General features: G+C 47.1%; 17 protein-coding genes and 1 pseudogene. 14 read left to right on the top strand and 4 right to left on the bottom strand.

The window, feature by feature from the left end; genetic code table 11:
* The first annotated feature begins 108 nt into the window (after positions 1 to 108).
* The 11 genes and pseudogenes from AB1L17_RS02555 to AB1L17_RS02505 all read left to right on the top strand — a co-directional run bounded on the left by AB1L17_RS02555 (position 109) and on the right by AB1L17_RS02505 (position 11,673).
* The gene (locus AB1L17_RS02555) at positions 109 to 993 is read left to right on the top strand and encodes a D-alanyl-D-alanine carboxypeptidase family protein (RefSeq protein ID WP_412843967.1); all 885 of its coding nucleotides are present in this window, start codon (positions 109 to 111) and stop codon (positions 991 to 993) included.
* 50 nt (positions 994 to 1,043) lie between these two features.
* A complete protein-coding gene (locus tag AB1L17_RS02550) occupies positions 1,044 to 1,346 on the top strand; it encodes a hypothetical protein (RefSeq protein WP_412843966.1) in 303 nt (100 codons plus the stop codon).
* Between the two features lie 255 nt (positions 1,347 to 1,601).
* Entirely contained in the window at positions 1,602 to 4,553 is a 2,952-nt protein-coding gene (gene fdhF, locus AB1L17_RS02545) for a formate dehydrogenase subunit alpha (RefSeq protein WP_412843965.1), read from the top strand.
* A complete protein-coding gene (locus tag AB1L17_RS02540; protein WP_412843964.1) occupies positions 4,553 to 5,032 on the top strand; it encodes a helical membrane plugin domain-containing protein in 480 nt (159 codons plus the stop codon). The genes fdhF and AB1L17_RS02540 overlap by 1 nt, the downstream gene beginning before the upstream one ends.
* Positions 5,029 to 5,442: a phosphate-starvation-inducible PsiE family protein gene (locus AB1L17_RS02535; protein ID WP_412843963.1), complete on the top strand. Its 414-nt coding sequence runs from the start codon at positions 5,029 to 5,031 to the stop codon at positions 5,440 to 5,442. The genes AB1L17_RS02540 and AB1L17_RS02535 overlap by 4 nt, the downstream gene beginning before the upstream one ends.
* Positions 5,439 to 5,789, top strand: a complete 351-nt coding sequence (locus AB1L17_RS02530; protein WP_412843962.1) for a Na-translocating system protein MpsC family protein — start codon at positions 5,439 to 5,441, stop codon at positions 5,787 to 5,789. Before AB1L17_RS02535 ends, AB1L17_RS02530 begins: the two co-directional genes overlap by 4 nt.
* A gap of 33 nt (positions 5,790 to 5,822) precedes the next feature.
* On the top strand, positions 5,823 to 6,644 hold the full coding sequence (fdhD, locus tag AB1L17_RS02525; protein WP_412844120.1) for a formate dehydrogenase accessory sulfurtransferase FdhD: 822 nt from the start codon (positions 5,823 to 5,825) through the stop codon (positions 6,642 to 6,644).
* Entirely contained in the window at positions 6,631 to 7,638 is a 1,008-nt protein-coding gene (moaA, locus tag AB1L17_RS02520) for a GTP 3',8-cyclase MoaA (protein WP_412843961.1), read from the top strand. Before fdhD ends, moaA begins: the two co-directional genes overlap by 14 nt.
* 10 nt (positions 7,639 to 7,648) lie before the next feature.
* Positions 7,649 to 8,911 (top strand): molybdopterin molybdotransferase MoeA, encoded by a 1,263-nt coding sequence (locus tag AB1L17_RS02515; RefSeq protein ID WP_412843960.1) that lies wholly within the window; start codon positions 7,649 to 7,651, stop codon positions 8,909 to 8,911.
* Positions 8,912 to 9,050: 139 nt separating this feature from the next.
* A pseudogene (locus tag AB1L17_RS02510) lies at positions 9,051 to 9,286 on the top strand (hypothetical protein).
* 131 nt (positions 9,287 to 9,417) lie between these two features.
* Positions 9,418 to 11,673 (top strand): ATP-binding cassette domain-containing protein, encoded by a 2,256-nt coding sequence (locus AB1L17_RS02505; protein ID WP_412843959.1) that lies wholly within the window; start codon positions 9,418 to 9,420, stop codon positions 11,671 to 11,673.
* A gap of 48 nt (positions 11,674 to 11,721) precedes the next feature.
* On the opposite strand, the gene AB1L17_RS02500 is transcribed toward AB1L17_RS02505, so the two are convergent.
* Positions 11,722 to 12,279, bottom strand: coding sequence for a helix-turn-helix domain-containing protein (locus AB1L17_RS02500; protein ID WP_412843958.1), 558 nt, complete (start codon positions 12,277 to 12,279; stop codon positions 11,722 to 11,724).
* 127 nt (positions 12,280 to 12,406) lie between these two features.
* On the opposite strand from AB1L17_RS02500, the gene AB1L17_RS02495 reads away from it, so the two are divergent.
* A complete protein-coding gene (locus AB1L17_RS02495; protein WP_412843957.1) occupies positions 12,407 to 13,363 on the top strand; it encodes a PLP-dependent cysteine synthase family protein in 957 nt (318 codons plus the stop codon).
* Between the two features lie 75 nt (positions 13,364 to 13,438).
* Here the strand turns inward: AB1L17_RS02495 and AB1L17_RS02490 are convergent, their stop codons facing one another.
* A complete protein-coding gene (locus tag AB1L17_RS02490; protein WP_412843956.1) occupies positions 13,439 to 15,496 on the bottom strand; it encodes a LuxR C-terminal-related transcriptional regulator in 2,058 nt (685 codons plus the stop codon).
* 187 nt (positions 15,497 to 15,683) lie between these two features.
* On the opposite strand from AB1L17_RS02490, the gene AB1L17_RS02485 reads away from it, so the two are divergent.
* Together AB1L17_RS02485 and AB1L17_RS02480 are read left to right on the top strand one after the other, a co-directional pair.
* Positions 15,684 to 16,109 carry a VOC family protein gene (locus AB1L17_RS02485; RefSeq protein ID WP_412843955.1) on the top strand — a complete coding sequence of 142 codons (426 nt, stop codon included), beginning with the start codon at positions 15,684 to 15,686 and terminating at the stop codon, positions 16,107 to 16,109.
* A gap of 69 nt (positions 16,110 to 16,178) precedes the next feature.
* Positions 16,179 to 18,842 (top strand): choice-of-anchor Z repeating domain-containing protein, encoded by a 2,664-nt coding sequence (locus tag AB1L17_RS02480; RefSeq protein WP_412843954.1) that lies wholly within the window; start codon positions 16,179 to 16,181, stop codon positions 18,840 to 18,842.
* A 49-nt stretch (positions 18,843 to 18,891) separates the two neighbouring features.
* Here the strand turns inward: AB1L17_RS02480 and AB1L17_RS02475 are convergent, their stop codons facing one another.
* Entirely contained in the window at positions 18,892 to 19,983 is a 1,092-nt protein-coding gene (locus tag AB1L17_RS02475) for a Ger(x)C family spore germination protein (RefSeq protein WP_412843953.1), read from the bottom strand.
* Positions 19,980 to 21,077, bottom strand: coding sequence for a GerAB/ArcD/ProY family transporter (locus tag AB1L17_RS02470; RefSeq protein WP_412843952.1), 1,098 nt, complete (start codon positions 21,075 to 21,077; stop codon positions 19,980 to 19,982). Before AB1L17_RS02470 ends, AB1L17_RS02475 begins: the two co-directional genes overlap by 4 nt.
* Position 21,078: the final 1 nt, after the last annotated feature.

The raw sequence follows: 21,078 nt of genomic DNA, 5'->3' as shown, positions 1-21,078 counted from the left end.
ATTTTGTAGATCAAGGGAGAGATCATGTTGAACAAAAACAATGAATTATTCATTCCTTACAAGCGCAAAAGATCAACCTGGAGGAATCATTTCCTAGGTGTAATGATATTGCTTTGTTTATTTGTTGTTCCCGCTTCTGCTTTTGGTGAACCAGCCACTATTCAGGCACTATCACCAGAAGCGATCGACGCAAAAGCGGCCGTGCTATTAGAACCATCAACAGGACAAGTCTTATTGTCAATAAACGCAGATCAGCCTTACGCTCCTGCAAGTATGACGAAAATGATGACAGGATACATTGTCGAGGACAAAGTCAAAAAAGGAGACATTTCATGGAGCGATGTTGTAACCGTCAAAGTTAATGCTTCTAAAACGATTGGCTCACGTGTTTATCTTGCTAAAGGGGATACCCACACTGTAAAAGAACTGTATACTGCGATGCTCGTTCATTCTGCTAATGACGCTGCCGTTGCTCTTGCGGAATACGTATCCGGCTCTGAGCAGCAATTCGTTCAACGAATGAACCTGGAAGCCAAACGGATGGGAATGAAACATACAACCTATATCAATGTAACTGGACTTGACCGTGCGGATATGCCGATTGATTTCCGGCCTGAGAAAAAAGGGGAAAATAAGATGTCCGCAATGGACGTTGCGACACTGGCTACCTATATCATCCAGGATCACCCTGATCTATTAGAAGTTTCCGCTATTCCATCCTATAAGTTTCGGGCTTCAGACAGTGAACCTCTTACAAGTACAAATTGGATGCTAGAATCGAATGAACATTCAACAAATCGCAAGCAATTCGCGTATGAGGGTCTGGACGGATTGAAAACAGGATTTACTGACAACGCTGGTTATTGCTTTGCGGGTACTGCCGAGCGCGATGGAATGCGCTTGATCAGTGTCGTGATGGGAACAGAATCTGTGGCCAAACGATTTACAGAGACGAAAAAAGTGTTGACTATGGCTTTACTCACTTTGAAGTAAAAGAAGTCGTAGCCGCCAGTCGTTCGGCAAAAGGCATGGAAAGCATTCCAGTGAAAAAGGGGAAAGAGACAGAGGTTCCTGTGCTGACTGACCAAGCTGTTCAATTTCTTGTACCAAAAGGCATCGATGCTTCTCAGCTTACATTTCAGACGAATTTCAAGATAGACGAGCTTACCGCACCTTTTGATGCCGGAACAAAGACGGGGACTGTTACTTACACCTATCAAATGGAAGGGAAGGATACGGTCCAAGAAAAAACCGTTAACCTGGTCACTGCAGAAAAGATGGAAGAGGGAGGGTGGTTCCGCCTATTGTTGCGCTCTATACGGGACGTATTTAGTAGCCTGTTTTGAGTATCCTTCCATAAAAAAAGTTGGATTTCCATATAAGTCGAGTGATATAATGTAGCCGTAACTGATCATTGATGGTTAGTAATGACGAATTGCTGAATCATCCTGATCTCACTCATAGGTACGTTGGGACGGATAACGAGTATCATTGGATGCTTAGGAATTAGCCCACCATCAAACAATTTGTGCATGTTCACGTGTTCATGCCCAGGTTGTTTGATGGTGGGCTTTTATTATTTTCTTGGAGGTTTAGAGAGTATGAAAAAAATCAGCTTTGAACTAAATGGCGTGAAGCATGAAGCGGAGGAAGGAACCCGTATCCTGGATTATTTGCTACAACACGAAATAGAGCACCCTCACATCTGTTACTCACCCATTTTAGGGCCCATTCAAACTTGTGATACGTGCATGTGTGAGATTGACGGGAAAATCATGCGCGCGTGCTCGACGCCTATCGAGGAAGGCATGAATATCCTAACCTCCTCCGAAATAGCAAAAGGTGCACAGGCAGAAGCAATGGATCGAATATTGGAAAATCACATGCTGTATTGTACCGTCTGCGACAACAACAACGGAAATTGTCGGGTTCACAATACGGCAGAGCTGCTCGAAATTGACCACCAAACACGCCCATTCCGCGAGAAAAAGGAAGAAGTGGATATGTCACATCCTTTTTATCGTTATGATCCCGATCAATGTATTCTCTGTGGACGCTGCACGGAGGTTTGTCAGGATTTACAGGTAAATGAAACGCTCACCATCGATTGGGAACGAGAGATTCCAAGAGTAATCTGGGATGACAATCGATCGATTAATGACTCATCTTGTGTGTCTTGCGGTCAGTGTGTAACAGTCTGTCCATGCAATGCGCTGATGGAAAAATCCATGCTCGGTGAAGCTGGCTTTATGTCTGGGATCAAAAAAGACCTGTTGAATCCGATGATTGATCTCATTAAAGAAGTTGAGCCTGGTTACAGCAGCATTTTCGCTATCTCTGAAGTCGAAGCGGCCATGCGGGAAACACGGACCAAGAAAACAAAAACCGTATGTACGTTCTGCGGCGTCGGCTGTTCATTTGAGGTATGGACCAAAGGCCGCCACATTCTAAAAGTGGAACCAACGGAAGACTCTCCAGTCAACAGCGTCTCTACTTGTGTGAAGGGCAAGTTCGGTTGGGACTTTGTTAACAGTGATCAGCGTTTGACTACACCTTTGATCCGAAAAGGAGACGTATTTGTGCCGGCTACATGGGATGAAGCACTCTCACTAATTGCCGAGCGTATGGGTTCCATTAAGCAAAATTTCGGTGGTAATGCGCTTGGATTTGTAAGCTCCTCCAAAACAACCAATGAAGATGCCTACCTCATGCAAAAACTGGCGCGACAAGTATTTGAATCAAGCAATATTGACAACTGCTCACGGTATTGCCAGGCACCAGCTACTGATGGCTTGCTGGCAACGGTAGGACACGGCGGGGACTCGGGTACGATTCAAGATATCGCAAGTGCCGGACTGGTCATCATCGTGGGGGCGAATCCAACAGAAGGCCATCCTGTTTTGGCAACCCGCGTCAAACGGGCAAAGAAATTATACGATCAAAAACTGATTGTCTCTGATCTACGCAAGCATGAAATGGCCGAACGCTCGGATCTTTTCCTCCATCCAAAGCAAGGGACTGATTTTGTCTGGCTGACAGCAGTCGCGAAGTACATCATTGATCAAGGCTGGCATGACGAAGACTTTCTCCAACAACGGGTAAACGATTTTGACGAGTATCGGAAAATGCTCGAAACATACACGCTGGATTACGCTGTGGATGTAGCAGGGCTGACAAAAGAACAATTGATTCAAACAGCCAAAATGATTCACGAAGCAGATGGCACGTGCATCCTGTGGGGAATGGGTGTAACTCAGAATATCGCGGGTTCGCATACGTCTGCGGCTATCTCCAATCTCTTGCTTGTTACAGGAAACTACGGCCGACCAGGAGCAGGAGCCTATCCATTGCGTGGACACAACAACGTACAAGGCGCATGCGACATGGGGACACTCCCTACCTGGCTTCCAGGGTATCAGCCTATTACGGATGATGCCGCGAGAGCCAAATTTGAAAAGGCGTATGGCGTAACGATCGCTAACAAACCAGGCCTGACCAATATCGAAATGCTGGAAGCGGTGGAGAAAGGTGAACTGAAAGCCATGTACCTGATGGGGGAAGACATGGCTTGGGTCGATTCCAATGCCAACCACGTGCATGATACGCTCAGCAAGCTAGATTTCTTTGTCGTACAAGACGTATTCCTGACCAAAACGGCTCAGTTTGCCGATGTCGTTTTGCCTGCGTCTCCATCCCTGGAAAAAGAGGGTACCTTTGTAAATACCGAAAGACGTATTCAGCGGTTGTATCAAGTCATGGAACCACTGGGAGAATCAAAACCGGACTGGTCGATCATCCAACTGATCGCACAACGCATGGGTGCAAATTGGAATTACCAACACCCTGGTGAAATCATGGACGAAATTGCGAGCCTGGCACCAATTTATGCTGGAGTCTCGTACGATCGTTTAGAAGGATGGAGCAGCTTGCTTTGGCCGGTGAAACAAGATGGTACCGATGAGCCGCTTCTGTACAAAGAACAATTCAATTTCCCAGACGGAAAAGCGAGACTTTCGCTCGTCGAATATGTTCCGCCTATGGAGTATCCGGCGGAATTCGATCTTACCTTGAACAACGGACGACTATTGGAACATTTCCATGAAGGAAACATGACGAATAAATCAAAGGGCATCCAATATAAGCTGCCAGAAGTATTTGTGGAGGTTTCCCCTGAGCTTGCCAGCGAGCGGGGGCTAAAGGACGGTTCATTGGTACGTCTCGTCTCTCCATACGGTGCGATCAAGCTTCGTGTCCTCGTGACAGATCGAGTAAGCGGTAAAGAGCTGTATGTACCGATGCACTCGGTCAGTCATGAAAATGCCATTAACATTTTGACCGGGAGCGTCGGGGACGTTCGTACACAAACTCCTGCATACAAGCAAACAAAGGTACGCATGGAGTTTCTCAAAGAAAAAGGAATGACTCCACTGCCCATGTACAATCCCCGTTATGCCAAGCGAAACCCTCAGCTGGGCGTCCAAGTAGAACGCAAATGGGCAAGAGACGATTATGAACCAATTGCAGATGTAAACGTTGTGGGAGGTAAAAAATAATGGCAAGACCGATATCAAAGGTGGTTGAACCCGTTCTAACCGAAAAAGAAAAACAAGATCAAACGGTAGAAAGTGTCTTACAAGCGCTCGCCAAAAATCCGGAAGGTATCCAGGCAACGATCAAGCTGCTCCAGGAACTTCACGAAAGTGGAATTCTTGGAGCACTTAACGCCGCCGTCGAGGCGAAGGAGGATATTGCCAAGATTGTAGTGGGCCAAATGGTGCGCCCTCCTGTCACCAATATAATCAATAATGCAATGGCTGCAGCAGGTGGGTTAGCAGAGCTAGATCCTGAAATGACAAAAAAGCTGATGGGCGGGGTTACAAAGGGTCTACTAAGGGCTGATGATGCTCTGCGCTCTGGAGAAAAGGTGGGTATTCTCGATGTAATGAGAGCTCTACGTGACCCAGACATCAATCGGGCGATGGGTTTTGGAATAAACCTGCTGAAAGGATTAGGAGAAGGCTTAAAGGAATGATGAAAGCGACAACGATCGTGTACTTCTATCAACGGATATTAAATAGTTCACTCATAATTCTGGGCTTGGTCTTGAGCTTTTATCTTGTACGTGAACTGTATTTCATTGTGACCGCTGCACTTTTTGGTAATACTAACGTTCATGATATTTTGGAGGAAGTCTTAGCCTTTTTCCTATACTTTGTTTTTGTTTCCATGATCGTCAAGTATTTCAAGGAAGAGTATCACTTTCCGCTGCGTTACCTCATCTATATCGGGATTACCGGCACCGTACGTTTTATCATCGTCAATCGGGATGACGCTATGAATAATCTGATTCTATCGCTTGTTATTCTTATTCTGGTCATTTGTTACATGTTGCTGGCTCCTCGTAAGAACAAGCTGGGGGAATTAAAGGAGAACATTGAATGACGAAAAACCTCGAACATCAATTCAGCATGCTGGTTCGTGAGATACGAAAAGAATACGTTGGTAACGGTCCGAGAGAAATCGTTACACGTTTTAGTGGTCCATGGGTGATCTGCGAGATGAAGGGGAACCTCACAAATGTAGAAAAATTTATGATTCTGTCTGAAGAAGGCAAGCGAATGGTACACGATGCGCGCACGAAGCTCGTGAAGAACATTTACAACGACCCTGCAGTAATAGCAAAGCTCGAAGAGATCATCCATGCAAAGATCGTGAGGATTTTTTCAGATATCAGTATTGAAGAGGATATTGCGATGACCGTCTATGTTTTGGATAGACCGATTTCTTGATCAATATGTGAGGGAAAGGGGGAAACACTCGTGATTCAACCTGTGTGCGTTTTATCACATGTCCTGCATTATGAAAATGGTACGTTAAAGGAAGTGGAAGATTCAATCGTAACAGAGTCACCGATTACGATCATGTTGAATCAGGAAGAGTTTGCGACTTTAGTATGCAGCCCGGAAAACATCGATGAACTTGTCATTGGTTTTTTGGCGTCTGAAGGAGTAATAAACTCGTATTCCGATATTGCAGATCTCTTTATCGACGAAACAACCGGCCACGCCTATGTAGAAGCAAAAAAAGTGAACAAATACAATCAGATGTTTCACTCGAAAAGATACGTTTCTTCCTGTTGTGGGAAAAGTCGGCAAAGTTTTTACTTTTATAATGATGCGCGAACGGTAAAGAAGGTGGAAGCCAAAGGAGTCTCGGTTACGAGTGCTGATTGTTTTCGACTCATGAAAGAGATGCAACAATCTGCAGAACTCTTTCAACATACGGGGGGCGTTCATAATGCTGCCTTGTGCGATAAAAGCGGAATCGTCCTCTCACGGATGGATATAGGACGACATAATGCTCTCGATAAACTATTCGGTTATTGTTTGAAGCATTCCGTATCTATTGAAGATAAAGTCATGGCCTTTAGTGGCCGGATCTCTTCGGAAGTATTGTTGAAAGTAGCCAAGATTGGATGCAGCGTTGTTTTATCAAAATCAGCTCCTACTGAATTGGCTCTTCGTCTAGCACAGGAGCTTGGCATTACCACGGTTGGTTTTATTCGAAATCAGTCGTTTAATGTGTACACGTGGCCCGAACGAATTGCAGAGGTAGGGAGGGGAAAGCTCAGTGGTTCCAAGTGAATTGGTGGACGCATTTGGTCGTGTCCATGATTATCTGCGCATTTCTGTAACGGATCGTTGCAACTTGCGGTGTGTGTACTGCATGCCTGCTGATGGAATGGAATTTGAACCTGATGAAAATATCCTGTCTTTGAACGAAATCACCGAGGTTGTAAGGGTTTTGGCCGAAATGGGGGTCAAAAAAGTAAGATTGACAGGTGGAGAACCATTGGTTCGTAAAGGAATTGAACATTTGGTATCTGCGATAGCAGGAATACCAGGAATCGAAGATATAGCTTTGACTACCAATGGAATTTTCTTGGCGAAAAAAGCCAAACAATTAAAAGAAGCAGGCTTGAACCGTGTGAATATCAGCCTGGATACATTGAAAGCGGATCGTTTTTCGCTCATTACCCGCGGTGGAGATGTCCATCGAGTTCTGGATAGCATAGACGCATGTCAACAGGTAGGGATAGATCCGATTAAGTTGAACGTCGTCCTTATGAAGGGGATCAACGATGATGAAATAGATGATTTTCTTCAGCTTACGATCAATAGTCAGTTACAAGTTCGATTTATTGAGTACATGCCCATCGGCCACAACGACATGAGATGGAAGCAAGCCTATCTGCCATTGACCGCCGTATTGGAACGCTGTCATCAATTGGGCTCGAAAGTAGCTGAGAGTCATGAGATGCGTGGCAACGGACCCGCACAGACCTTTCGCATTGAAGGCGCAAAGGGGAGTTTTGGGCTTATTCATCCCGTGAGCGATCATTTCTGCGAAACATGTAACCGGCTTCGTTTGACAGCGGATGGAAACATCAAACCATGCTTATATTGGTCAGATGAATTTAACGTTCGTAAGTGCATTGGCAATGATGAAGCGGTACGCGTGCTCTTTTTGCGAGCATTGCTTATCAAACCAAGGAATCACGAAATGGCCAAGGCTTTGGTCGATGAGAGTCAGTCGCATGTACCAACCGTAAGGCGCATGTCTCAAATTGGAGGGTAGTGTAGATGATATGGATAGAGTAGAAAGCGTAAATCGATTTCGCCGAAACGCGGTTCAAGTCGAGGAAGCCCAGCGCAGAATTGAGCAACATCTGAAGCAACTGGGTGTGGAAGAAGTCTCATTGGAAAACGCCTACAGTCGTACGTTGGCGGAGGATTTGATTGCGCCTGATCACATGCCTCATTTCCGGCGTTCCGGGATGGATGGTTTTGCGATCATGTCCAGTTCTACGCGCGGGGCATCACCTGAATCGCCTGTCCTTTTGGAAGTGATCGACACCATTCCGTGTGGCGCTCTTCCTACAAAACAATTATCGCAAAGAACGGCTTCCCGAATCATGACGGGAGCCATGGTACCTGAACAAGCAGACGCCGTGATTATGCTGGAAATGACAGAAGACTTAGAGGTACATGGCAAAACCTACATTTCGATAAAAAAAGAGATCCATCCTGGGCAGAACCTGACTCCGATTGGCCACGAAATCACAAAGGGCGATGGTGTCCTGGAAAATGGTACAGTTATCCTCGCTGGCGAGACTGCATTGTTGGCTAACTTCGGTTTCTCTCGCGTCAAAGTATATAAGCGCCCAACCATCGCGATATTTGCAACAGGCTCAGAGCTTTTACCAGTAGAGGCGCCACTTTGCTCAGGTAAAATTCGAAACAGTAACTCTTACATGCTGGCAGCACTTATTCGGGGGGCAGGAGGGATTCCGTTACTGATGGGGTCTATCCCAGACGAAGCGGACCTGGCACAAACTCTTATTCTTGAAGCCTTTTCCGTTGCGGATTTCGTAATCACATCAGGCGGAGTATCAGTAGGCGACTACGACATTCTCGTAGATATTTTTGAAAAATGGAATGGGAAGGTCCTATTTAACAAAGTAGCGATGCGCCCCGGAAGCCCTACGTCCGCAGGAATTTGGAATGATCAATTTTTGTTTGCCATGTCAGGCAATCCGGGAGCGTGCTTTGTTGGATTTGAGCTCTTCGTTCGTCCCGTTATCTTGGGCATGCAGGGTATTCAAAATAGATATGCGCAAGAGTTTACTGCATTTTTAGGGGAAAACTTTCAAAAGGTCAATGCGTATCCTCGCTATGTTCGCGGAAAGGCATATGTAATCGATGGCAAGGTATTCGTAAAGCCTGTCGGAATGGATCAATCAAGCGTTACGGTATCTATTAAAGATTCCGATTGCTTGATCAAGATTCCACCTGGAGGGAAAGGAATGCTACAAGGTGAGCTTGTCTGTGCCTTGATGCTAAGAGGATAATTCACACTGCTTGCGATACGTCCGAAGAGCCGCATACTTTAAGGCTGGTGTAAGGAACGCTGTCCCATGGAAATAATAGGTAGGAGAGTATGTTGTGTTTGACGCGATTGTGAATCCAACTAGTTGTGGAGGTGGAAGAATAAGTTTATCCTTAACTTTAGATTTTCAGTTCACGACATCGATTGAGAAGCTTTGGTCAGCCTTAACTGATTCTAGCAAGCTTGCCAAGTGGATCATGGAAAATGATTTTGAGGGGACGGAAATATTAACCTTCATTACGAACACATCGGATTCTCAAATGCTCAAGGAGTCGAAGGCGCAAAGTATGGCTGGGGTCAATGGTTCGGCGAGCTTGAAAAAGTGCTGGAACAATAACCTGAATGGGTAGGATTTTTGACCCCTTGACCCGAATCAGATAGAAACCGGCTGCATGTCGTTTGCAGCCGGTTTCTATCTACAACGGACAATGTGATGATAGAAATTAACACTGCGGAAGGATGTTAAACATGCGCGAATCGAATCAGGAGCATATCGTTATCTCGGGTGCGAGGGAAAACAATCTCAAAAACGTATCCTTGCGCATTCCCAAGCGGAAGATCACGATCTTCACCGGGGTATCCGGATCTGGCAAATCATCGATCGTCTTCGATACGATCGCCGCAGAATCCACGCGATTGCTGAATGAGAATTTCAGCATGTTCGTGCGCAATTTCCTGCCCCGCTATCCACAGCCGGATACGGACGCAATCGAGAACCTGAGCATGGCGGTTATCGTGGACCAAAAGCGGCTGGGCGGCGGTTCCCATTCTACAATGGGCACGATTACCGATATCTCTCCTATTCTCCGTCTTCTCTTCTCCCGAGTGGGTCAGCCCTATGTTGGACAAGCGCACATGTTCTCCTTTAACGATCCACAAGGTATGTGTCCCGAATGCAACGGGATCGGTCGCAAATTAGGCATCGACCTAAGCAAGGCAGTGGACATGTCAAAGTCGTTGAATGAAGGGGCAATCATGCTGCCGGACTATAAGGTAGATAGCTGGGACTGGACGATAGTCGTGCAGTCAGGGTCCTTCGATCCAGACAAGAAGCTGAGCGCCTATTCGGATGAGGAGCTGGAGCAACTGCTCTACGGCAAGGCCAGGAAAGTAAAGATGGATTTCGCCGGGAAGGCAACGAATATTACAGTGGAAGGTGTCATTGAAAAGTTCACCAACAAATACATCAAGCAGGATGTGAAGACAAAGTCTGAGCGCACACAAAAAGCAGTTGCGCCGTTTATCTCCGAGGGTCCTTGCCCCAGCTGCCATGGCGCAAGACTCAGTCAGGCTGCGTTAAATTGTAGAATCAATGGACTCAACATTGCGGAGATGTCCTCCATGGAGGTTGGTCAGCTCATCCGCATCATTCGGGAGATTGATGATTCGGTCGCAGCACCAATGGTCAAGTCGCTGACGGAGCGGTTGCAGCATCTGGTGGATATCGGGCTAGACTACTTGACGCTGGACCGTGAGACCGATACTTTGTCCGGTGGGGAATCGCAGCGCGTCAAGATGGTGAAGCACCTGAGTGGCAGTCTGGTGGATGTCACTTACATTTTCGATGAGCCCAGCGTTGGCTTGCACCCCCGTGATGTACACCGATTAAATGAATTGCTGCAAAAGCTGCGCGACAAGGGCAATACCGTGATTGTTGTCGAGCATGATCCCGATGTGATCAAGGTGGCAGATCATATTGTCGACGTCGGGCCTCATGCAGGCAGCCGCGGCGGTACCATCGTGTATGAAGGAAGCTTCCAAGGCCTGCTGGAATCAGGTACACTGACAGGCACCCATATGAAGCGCCCGCTCCAACTGAAGCACGACTCCCGGCAGTCGTCCGGCAAGCTGTCCATCGAGAATGCTACACTGCACAACCTGCAGAACGTGAGTGTTGATATTCCAACCGGAGTACTGACAGTAGTTACGGGTGTCGCCGGCTCAGGCAAGAGTACGCTGATTAACGAGGTATTCCTCAGCAAGCATCCGGATGCGATCGTCATCGACCAATCGGCGGTAGGCGTGTCAACACGCTCGAATCCCGCGACCTACACAGGCATTATGGATGATGTACGCAAGGCGTTTGCTTCCGCGAACAAGGTCAATCAAGGCTTGTTCAGCTTCAACTCCAAGGGCGCTTGCGAGAACTGCCAAGGGCTGGGTGTCGTGTATACCGACCTTGCATTCCTTGAAAGCGTGAAGCTGCCGTGCGAAGTATGCGGAGGTAGACGCTTCAAGGAAGAGGTACTCGCGTACAAGCTAAACGGCAAGTCAATTGCAGAAGTGCTGGAGATGACTGTAGAGCAGGCATTGGAATTTTTTGAGCTGAAAGAGGTTGTACGCAAGCTCCAGGCGATGAGTGATGTAGGGCTGAACTACGTTACACTCGGTCAACCGCTCAGCACGCTCTCGGGCGGGGAATGCCAGCGCATCAAACTGGCAAGCGAGCTCCATAAGAAGGGCAGCATCTACGTGATGGACGAGCCGACAACCGGCCTGCATATGTCAGATATCGGTCACCTTCTGGAGATCATGAACCGCCTCGTGGATGCTGGCAATACGGTAATCGTCATCGAGCACAACCTCGACGTGATCAGCCAAGCAGATTGGATTATCGATATGGGACCGGATGGAGGCAGCAACGGCGGTCAAGTGGTCTTCGAGGGCACACCTTTGCAGATCATCCATGCGGAGCAGTCGATCACAGGAAAATACTTGAAGTAATGTATCAAACCAGTGGGCTGCCAGCAGAATCGGCAGCCCACTATCTTCTCATTGACTTGAATAGTGAATGACTACTGAACACTTTACGATACGATTTCCATTATTCCTATAAATGTGAGGCTTGTCTGCTTTAAAAATAATCGTATCCTCAGGTTCAACTACATAAACGAATTCATTGACTACAACCTCAAGCGTGCCTTCATTAACTAGAATAAATTCCTCAACCCCTGTATGATGCGGTTCTGCTATATGCTCGCAACCTGGTTCAAGGGTGATTGAATAGATCTCAAACTGCTGTTCTGGATTATAGGGTACGAGTGGATACACACGATATTGCCCATTATCTTCAATAATTGGATTTACTTCATTCTTTTTTACGATGGTAACAGATGGCTTGTATTGACTAACCAGTGAAGAAAATGATAAGCGCAACCCACTGGCTATTTTCCAAAGAGTGGTTATGGTTGGAGCAGACTTGCCTCTTTCAATTTGACCTAACATCGTTTTGCTAACCCCTGTTAATTCAGAAAGCTTATCTAAGCTCATGTTTCTTTCTTTCCGGATACGCTTTATGTTCTCTCCAATATTTGTATGAAACTCTTCCATAAAATGTCCTCCATAGATTTCCAGACGTTATATTGCACGCTTGTTCGTTATATTTTACAATCAGGCTATATATAGTTCTAAACAAACACTATATAGTCCAAAATATACGAAGAGAGAGGTTTTGTCTATGGAGAACATGATTTTATCAGGCGTTCATCAAGCGATTGGTAACACGCCAATTGTTCATCTTTCTAGGCTTACAGAAAATCTCGATGGAAATATTTTCGCCAAACTTGAATACGTAAATCCAGGCTTTAGCAAAAAGGATAGAATTGCCCTGCAGATTATTGAAGAGGCGGAGAAGGACGGAATACTAAAACCAAATGACACCGTTGTGGAATTAACGAGTGGCAATACAGGGACAGGGCTTGCCATTGTTTGCGCAGTCAAAGGGTATAAATTCGTTGCGGTCATGTCAAAAGGAAATTCAATGGAAAGAGCGCGGATGATGAAAGCACTGGGAGCAGAAGTTGTTTTAGTAGACCAAGCACCTGGTTCCCCGATTGGGCAAGTATCTGGAGAAGACCTTGCAAAAGTGGAAGAAGTAGCGCAGCAAATAACAAAAGAAAGAAATGCGTTTCGTGCAGATCAGTTTCATCATAGTGGCAATATTCATGCTCATGAGTTTCACACGGGAGAAGAAATTTGGAAACAAACGAATGGAAAAGTAGATGTTTTCCTTGATTTTGCTGGTTCTGGTGGTACCTTTACAGGTTGTGCAAAAACGTTAAAAAAGAATAATCCCAATATTCGGTGTTATTTAGTTGAACCTTATACCGCTCCGTTCTACTCTGGTAAAACCGCTACGAACCTCAATCACAAGATCCAGGGTGGGGGATATTCAATGGAATTGCCTCTTCTGGATAAATATTTCGTTACAGACTACATCCATGTTACCGATGAAGAAGCGACACAAGCTGCTAGGGAGCTGGCAAGAAAAGAAGGAATATTTGCTGGTTTCTCTTCAGGAGCAAATGTTGCGGCAGCCTTACAACTTTTGAAAGGGAAAGAAAAAGGAGCAAATATTGTGCTGACGATTAATGATTCAGGCCTCAAATATTTAAGTACAGATCTATATGAATAACTCCAAACAGTCCGATCATCTGAGTATGCATGTCACTAAAGAGGAGCCGCCATCGACGGTTCCTCTTTTTTCGTCCTACACAAGCATTTTTTTCACCAGCTGTGTCCGGTTACTGACATCCATCTTTTCAAAAATCGATTTCAAATGCTTTTTTATCGTGACTTCGCTCAAATACAAGCGGGCAGCAATTTCCGCGTTGGTCAGCCCTTCCACAACATGGGCGGCCACTTCCTGTTCCCGCGCTGTCAGCATACCTAAGTCCAGCGCTGTGCCTATGCCAGTTGATGCCGGTGGAGCAGGAGATGGAACCGCTCCCTCTTCCAGACGCAAATCCGCATCCAGTCCAGAGCGTTTCAGCAGCTTTTGCAAATAAGCGGGGAGATGCTCGCCTTGCGTATCACGGAAAAACACGAGAGTGGGTGTTACTCCGTCATAGTTGGTGTGGGTGGCAAACTCAGCGACATCAAATCCTAAACTTTCGTGGGCGGCTTTGAAAAAAGGAAAAGGAGCGGGTGAACACAACAAAAATTCTCCGGTGAACATCAAGCCATGCAGCATATGACCAATGGCCGTATGTTGAGATACATCCTCGTAATCGTCTTGATGAATCGTGTGAATGAACCAGCCAGCCCGCGTGTGTTCCGGCACAGTGAAGCGATCCAGCTCTTGTTGTGATAGCGCGTTGAAATAGGAACGGGAGCCGGAATGCTCCATCAGGTACGGAAGAGTTTTTTCGTTGATCGGAACAACTGCGGTAAGTGCCGAGATCGCTCCATTGTCATTGCGCAGAACACGAAGCACATCGTATCCCAGTGAGAATAGACGGTCAGGATCAAGCCAATTCAACGGGTATAATGTTTGCTCCGCTGTCAGGTGAAAATCAAAATGGCGATTCGTATGCGGATCAAACAGCTTGATCGTTTTAGGGGAAGGACATTGACGCTGAATGCGGATATACTCCAGTAGTTCTTCCCGCTGACCAGAGTGAAGCGATTCGAACGGTTTGGGCAATGGATCGAACCAATTTAAAAAGGCTCGGATGAGTGCGTCACCTAAAAAGAAAGTAAGCTCCAAAGCTTCTGGTGTGCGGACCGAATGAGCTGACTTCGTGAACTTCTCGTAATAGTAGTGAATGGCCCGCTTCTGCAAATCTGCAAAATGAATCGGCGTCCTTGCTCGTATATCCTGGGCAATGGATTCTCTCATCAAGGAATGAATTGTCCAGCCACTGTCCACTTTCCGTACAAACGAAAAACGGATCAATTGAAAAAACTCGGAAGCCGTAATTTCCCTCTTCAATAAAAAGGACAGATTATCCTGATTGAAATGCCGCAATACGGCAGCGGCTTCCACGAGAGGACGCAAATGCTCCCCGGGAACTTCGCGCAGCCATTGGCTTACGACGAAGGGCAGCGTATCCATTTCCTCATGAAAAGCGCCGTTTCCTTCCTGATCCTTGGACTGCAACGTAAAGGACAGCAAGGAAAGGGTAAGGGGATGTCCTTTGGAGCGCCGCCACATTTCCTGAATGCGATTCAAATCGAAAATGTGACAGTAATGCGCATACCGCTCGACAGCATCGTAAGGAAGATGGGACAAGGGGACCCTGCTGATGAAGTGCCGCCAACCGGGTGAAAGAAGCCAAGCTTCAGACAGTGGGTGCCTTCCTGCGATTACGATCAGAATATTCGCGCTTAATCGTTTGAAAAAATATTCGCGCAACCAATGATCCAAGCCGTCCAAGTTCTCGTAATTGTCGAGAAAGAGGACGAGTCTCTGATCAGCTGCCATTTCATTCAGCTTCGAGATACTTTCCTCCAACAATTCGGATGGACGCTGCTCTGCTCCCTGATGATAAACATGCAATGTCTGCAAAATATGTAGGCAATAATCAGAGGGCGTATGCCAAAATTGCTCGCTGTCCAAAGAGAGCGTCGCTGCTTGACGCAGATGAGCTTGCCGTCTGAGCTCGTCGAGCAGGTAGCTCTTTCCCACGCCTGCGGTCCCGAAGAGGTTCATGATTTTTTTGGAGCGCCGCTCATCCCCAAGCAAGTTCAAAAAATGAAGGACTTCCTCCGTTCGACCAACCAGAAGACGACTTTCCAGCTCTTCAAGGCTATCCTGATAATTCATAGCATCACCTGCTCCATCACTAGGTTTTCCTTTTTCTTCCTATGATTTTACTACGCTTCGATTATGCTGGGTACTCATATTTATCGCAAGGGTATCCTTTGGGATGCATCCTTTCGAGTAATACCTGGGCCAGTATTCTCGGTGTTAGGATGAAACAGGCGAGTCAATACGAAAGGATGGAGGGAACATGTCAAAGCTAAGCCGCTTGGGTCACATTTCCTTATATGCGCATGATGTTCGCAGATTGGCCTCTTTTTATGAAATCGCACTTGAACTGGCAGTGGTGAACCTTGGCGACGAAACGGCAAGCTTGGCGATTGATCCGCAATCAAGCAGGCACGATTTGCTCATCCTGGGCAATCCGCATCATGTGCATCTGGCATTTTGTGTAGATACGTTGAATGACTTCAAGGACGTATGGAAGAAGCTGACGGAACACGGAATTTTAGCACATGGTCCGTATGTGGAGCGCGAATATGCCAGCTTTTCTTTTCTTGATCCAGAAGGCAATCATGTGGAAATCATTTGGGCGCACCAAAGCGAAGCCTCAGATCCACAACGAAGAAAAATCAGCTTTCGGGAGTTGGAAGAATTCCTCGTTAGCCAAGAATGATCGTCCGTTCAAATGAGACTGACTCGCACAAACCTATTTCATTCATGGTGATAAAGGAGAGAAAAAAGAATGTCAACATCTACAAGCACGTTTACTGCAGGCGGAAATACGCTCGGGATCACGACCATGGCTGTGAATCGGGCATCCTTCCAAGCAGCACCCCAAATGGTTCAGGATCGAATGACGTATCACAAAGCGGTGCTGGAGTCATTCGGGATTACATCCCTGTCCAACCTGGGGTCGCTCAAGATCCGCGGGACGGTAGTACCTCAGTCGGGATTGACGAAACCAAGCCCCACTCTTATCAGTGGGAATACCGTGGTTCAGTCTGCCTATCGAATCGACGCAGCAAAGTCGACGCCAACATTGCAAATGTTGAGCGGAAAAGCGGAACTGCTGCAAACCATCCCGTTTCCTAAAAAAATGACTGCTACACTAGCTGTACCGTCTCCTGCTTCAGCCTTGAATATATCGGTGGACACCGCCTATTGGGCCGCGTCGGAAATATATATCGAGGATGGAACCAATGTTATTTTGAAATATCCGCAGCGCTACCTGATCATCATCACCGAAAAGTTGACAGTCGGACAGAATGTAACCTTCACCTGGGAGCGTCCTTACCGCTATGTCCCAGCCAAACGCCAAAAACCGATAACACCGACAGATGCACCGATGTCTTCGACGCTCTCAGGCATCCCGGGGACAAATGGAACAGCTGGATTGCCCGGAGACCGTGGATTCGACGGCGCTGCTGCTCCTGAACTCGAATTATGGGTCCTCGATATGGCGGGACGCCCGAATTTTGACCTGAAAGGGCAAGATGGCACACAAGGTGGGCCTGGGCAAGACGGAGGAGATGGCGGACGAGGAGGAAAAGGGAAGCCAGCTGAATTGGATTGGGCAGGATTTTGCAAAGCCGGAGCGGGAGCTGGCGGAAACGGAGGGCGTGGCGGAGCGGCAGGCTACGGAGGTCCGGGAGGCAATGGCGGCGCTGGCGGACGGTTGACCTTGTACGCACCACAAACCATCATCCAAAATTATTCGCAAGGCTTTGCGATCACGATTGAGGGGGGCAGCCCGGGTGCAGGCGGAATCCCTGGCAATCCAGGAGCAGGCGGACCGGGTGGAGCAGTGGGTGCCACCAAGAATGGAAAATTCGGTACGGCATGCGGTCCTGGGCCGAGATCGGCAGGTCAACCAGGGGCCCAGGGTCCCTTTGCGGAGGCCGGTCGTGCCGGATATGCGGGGGGCAGATTGTCTGAACCTGTCAGCTTTCGAGCCATCGACGCAGATGATTTCAGACGCAAGCTCTTGGAGCCGTCCATCAACCATGTATCCCCGGCGTATGCACTCGCAGGAGATACAGTGACGCTGGAAGGAAAGCGTTATACCAAAACAGATGTCGTGCTCATCGATGGGACTGAAGCGAAAACCCAGGTAGTAAGTGATACGATGCTCCATTTTGTCTTGCCTTTTGTGTCTGGCGGCTCTCATACACTTCAGGTGCGACAATCAGATATGACGCTCTCCAGCAAGGCATCCATCTTCGTGAAGCCACAAGTCATTTCCGCCCAACAGGAAAATCAAGTGAAAACGCGGGTGAGACCCGGACAAAAAGTGATCGTGAACGGCAGTGGCTTTTCCGAAGGGACACTCGTCTTGGTCAACAACCAAGAAATGCCCGATGTACGGATGGTAAGCTCGACGCAAATGGAATTTACCTTGATTCGTCCGGCCGAAGTGGAGAGCAATCCAGCGGGTGAACAGGTAACCCTGAAAGTACGCCTTTCCGATGGCACACCGTCCAATGAAATTACACTAACACTGGAAACCTTCCATATGCTCGTGATGGGTGATTCTGTGAGTTGGGGGCAAGGCTTGCAAGAGCATGAGAAGTTTTATTCCATCGTGGGTGCAGCCATTCAGGCAAGAGAAGGTAATATCAAGCAATATACACAAGTAATCGCTCATTCCGGCGCCATTATTGGAGTGGATAAAGATGAAGTTCATGCACCCGTTGACGGCGAGGTTCCTACGTCCTATCCAACGATTCTGCAGCAATGCGCTGATTTCTCCGGTGAGGCTGACATGGTGGACTTGATTCTATTGGACGGGGGCATGAACGATGTAGATGTTCGGACAGTTCTGAATCCTTTCCATCCAGCAGAATTGACACAGTTGTTCGAAGACCATTTGTATAAGGGCATGAAAAGATTGCTGGTGGACGTTACGAAGAAATTCTCCAACGCCAAAATTATCGTCACCGGATACTATGCACCTGTTTCGGATAAGAGCGATATGACCGCGGTGGAAGCACTATTGATCGGCGTAGGAGCCATAGTAGGAGGAGTCGGTGGCGGTGCAGCCGGAGGAATTCTCGGTATGGCTGAGTTGGAAAAGGTATACAAGCGCAGCACCCAGCTCGAGACAGAATCGAAGGTCTACCTGCGTAAAGCCATTGATGAGAGGAATGCTGAGCTCGGCAAAACGCGCATCTTTTTCGCCGATCCGAATTTTGGTCCGGAGCACGCGGCTCTGACGGATGACCCCTATGTTTTCGGCATCAATTTGGACCTCACTCCACAAGACCTGATCGCAGCCGAACGACTCGTTTCTTGCACAGAAGCAGGGTGCACAGGCTTGAATTTCGAGATTTGCAAGCGTGCATCCATCGGTCATCCCAATCAAAAGGGTGCACAGGCGTATGCGAACGCAATTTTGCCTCTTTTGTAAGCGCAAAAAAGCTGTTGGAGGAACGATGTTCCCCGACAGCTTTTTCCATTCATTTCACACCACCTGACCCGATAAGATCGATGTTTACTTTGATATTCCAATCAAGACGAGGATAAATGTCTTTCCATCTTTCCCAGTCTTTGTCCCCATGATAATGAGTTGCCCGATAACGTAATCCGAATCCGATTGGATCAACTCTGAGAGACTGGAGTTTCCGAAGCACGTGAAGATAGCGTTTCGCCGTTTCGGATTCGGCTTCCACCTTATATCGGTCCCATTGTGAATGATAAAAAGACTCCGTCGACTCCTCTGATATTCCTCTCATTCGAACGTTCATCGCAAGTTTAGGCGCAGATTCATTTCGTTCATCAAAGACGTACGAATACCCGAAGGAGGTCACATTCAAAGCAAACTGGGCCTGTTCCGTCTTGGTTTCGATATCAAAGTTCCGGATCTTCTTGGATAGTTCATTAAAGATCCGTGTTTCCTCCGGAGTTAAAATCACTTTGATCTTCTCCTTGTCAAAGATGGCGACTTGATCAATCAAGTACGTATCCTTCATTGGGCGAATAACCGGCAAATACGGGTCCAGTCCTTTTTCGCTTAACCGGCGGTGAAAATCAAACAAAAATTCGGTAACGATAAAAGACGATTCAGTTCCCTCCTGGTCGAAGCTCAAAATCAAGCTATCGGCAGGAAGCCGCTCGGACTTGGGCCTGACATTCAACACCTGCTCCGCCGACGGGTTGCCAAGCGCCATAAATGCAATCCCTTGGATTTCTGGTCTTCGCAGAAACCAATCAATCGTTACCTTATCCAATCGTTCCTCTCCCAGTTTTCTCCCGAATACAATCATTTTGGTCTGCGAAAAATCGAGTTCTTTATCCACCTTTGATTTTAAGTGCCGAACCGCTTCCGATATCGTGGACGCATCGTCGCTGATGAGATGAAACGTATTCGATTGACCCGGTTGAATTTGCGAAGTAGGGATGGCGAGTTTCAACGATACATGATAAGGCTTATCTTTTATTTCCGACTTATCGACGCCGACTGCCATGACCAGATAACGTTTGTCAATGTCCTTGAATCCGCAGCCTGTTAGCAAATACAATACCGACAGCCAAACCAAGACATGTTTCACAAAGCCTTCCTCCACTTGCTCAGCATAAAAACCGAAAGGACGATAAAAATATCAATCGGTGAACGTATCATCATCCAAGTTGAGGATACCGTGAACAGATCGTCCTCGCCCAACCAATTTCCAACAATCACAGTACCTATGCCAAATATGGCGCAGCACACCATGTTAGGAAGCACGGTCTTGACGGACGACGTATTGGGTTGATGCCCCGGGAGACACCCACTGATCAATTCGGAGCCGACATGCCATGTGATCATGGCGAAAAGATAGGAGATACCTAAATAAATGAGCAAGAAGATATAAACAACGCGTTCGATAAATGCATACTTCATCCGAATCGCATCTGCCGTAGCAACCCATGTGAAAATAAAATCATTCACGCCGTCCGTACCCAAAATACCGATAGGCACAAAAAATTCTGTCAGCAGTATGCAAAATCCAAGACAGGGTACCGCCCAGCGATGCCTAATCGTTTGTAAATCAGTAAACGCGCGGTTAAAGATAGCCAGGCTGATGTATCCCGTTACGGCATAAGTCGAGACGGATAAGCTTTTCCAACTGGGGAGAATCCACGTGTAATCAATCATTGCTCGTACTTCATCGAAGTTCATATTTTGGTTCGTATACGCTTTGAAAATCGAAAACAAAAGTAACGGTAAACTCAGCATCAGAATCAGCTCCGTGCTGTACATAACCGTTTTGGTAGATTGCAAGGCACCGAAGCTCGCTACCGTGACGAAAAGAACTAACACGATATAGATCGGTGTCTTGGGGATCAGATATCTGGATACGATGAAAGAATAATTGATCAATACGAGCGCTCCCGAGATAAATGACACACTGCCCAGAACCAATAGCAACGGAACAGAAATGCTCTTGGGTAGCGATTGCTTCAAAATTTCAGGCAACCCTTGACCGCGAAACTTCAGCATAGAGCTGGTGAAGATATACATGAATATGCCTCCGATGATCGGACCGAGTATCATGGACAGGATCGCGCCGTCATAACGCTCGTCCATCAGAATACGCGGTACAAACAGGATAGCATTAATCAAGATGGACAGTGTCACAAAATAAAAAAAGTAACGGGACAAC

Source organism: Brevibacillus jepli (assembly GCF_047229145.1).
Taxonomy (GTDB): Bacteria; Bacillota; Bacilli; order Brevibacillales; family Brevibacillaceae; genus Brevibacillus.
Note: the sequence above shows the minus strand (reverse complement) of the source record. Positions and strands in the feature narration are given on the sequence as shown.

Bases quoted from the DNA above. Each gene is read 5' to 3' on its own strand.
- AB1L17_RS02495 (WP_412843957.1), top strand. From the start codon at position 12,407: ATGGAGAACATGATTTTATCAGGCGTTCATCAAGCGATTGGTAACACG.
- AB1L17_RS02530 (WP_412843962.1), top strand. From the start codon at position 5,439: ATGACGAAAAACCTCGAACATCAATTCAGCATGCTGGTTCGTGAGATA.
- AB1L17_RS02480 (WP_412843954.1), top strand. From the start codon at position 16,179: ATGTCAACATCTACAAGCACGTTTACTGCAGGCGGAAATACGCTCGGG.
- AB1L17_RS02535 (WP_412843963.1), top strand. From the start codon at position 5,029: ATGATGAAAGCGACAACGATCGTGTACTTCTATCAACGGATATTAAAT.
- AB1L17_RS02505 (WP_412843959.1), top strand. From the start codon at position 9,418: ATGCGCGAATCGAATCAGGAGCATATCGTTATCTCGGGTGCGAGGGAA.
- AB1L17_RS02515 (WP_412843960.1), top strand. From the start codon at position 7,649: ATGGATAGAGTAGAAAGCGTAAATCGATTTCGCCGAAACGCGGTTCAA.
- AB1L17_RS02485 (WP_412843955.1), top strand. From the start codon at position 15,684: ATGTCAAAGCTAAGCCGCTTGGGTCACATTTCCTTATATGCGCATGAT.
- fdhF (WP_412843965.1), top strand. From the start codon at position 1,602: ATGAAAAAAATCAGCTTTGAACTAAATGGCGTGAAGCATGAAGCGGAG.
- AB1L17_RS02490 (WP_412843956.1), bottom strand. From the start codon at position 15,496: ATGAATTATCAGGATAGCCTTGAAGAGCTGGAAAGTCGTCTTCTGGTT.
- AB1L17_RS02540 (WP_412843964.1), top strand. From the start codon at position 4,553: ATGGCAAGACCGATATCAAAGGTGGTTGAACCCGTTCTAACCGAAAAA.
- AB1L17_RS02500 (WP_412843958.1), bottom strand. From the start codon at position 12,279: ATGGAAGAGTTTCATACAAATATTGGAGAGAACATAAAGCGTATCCGG.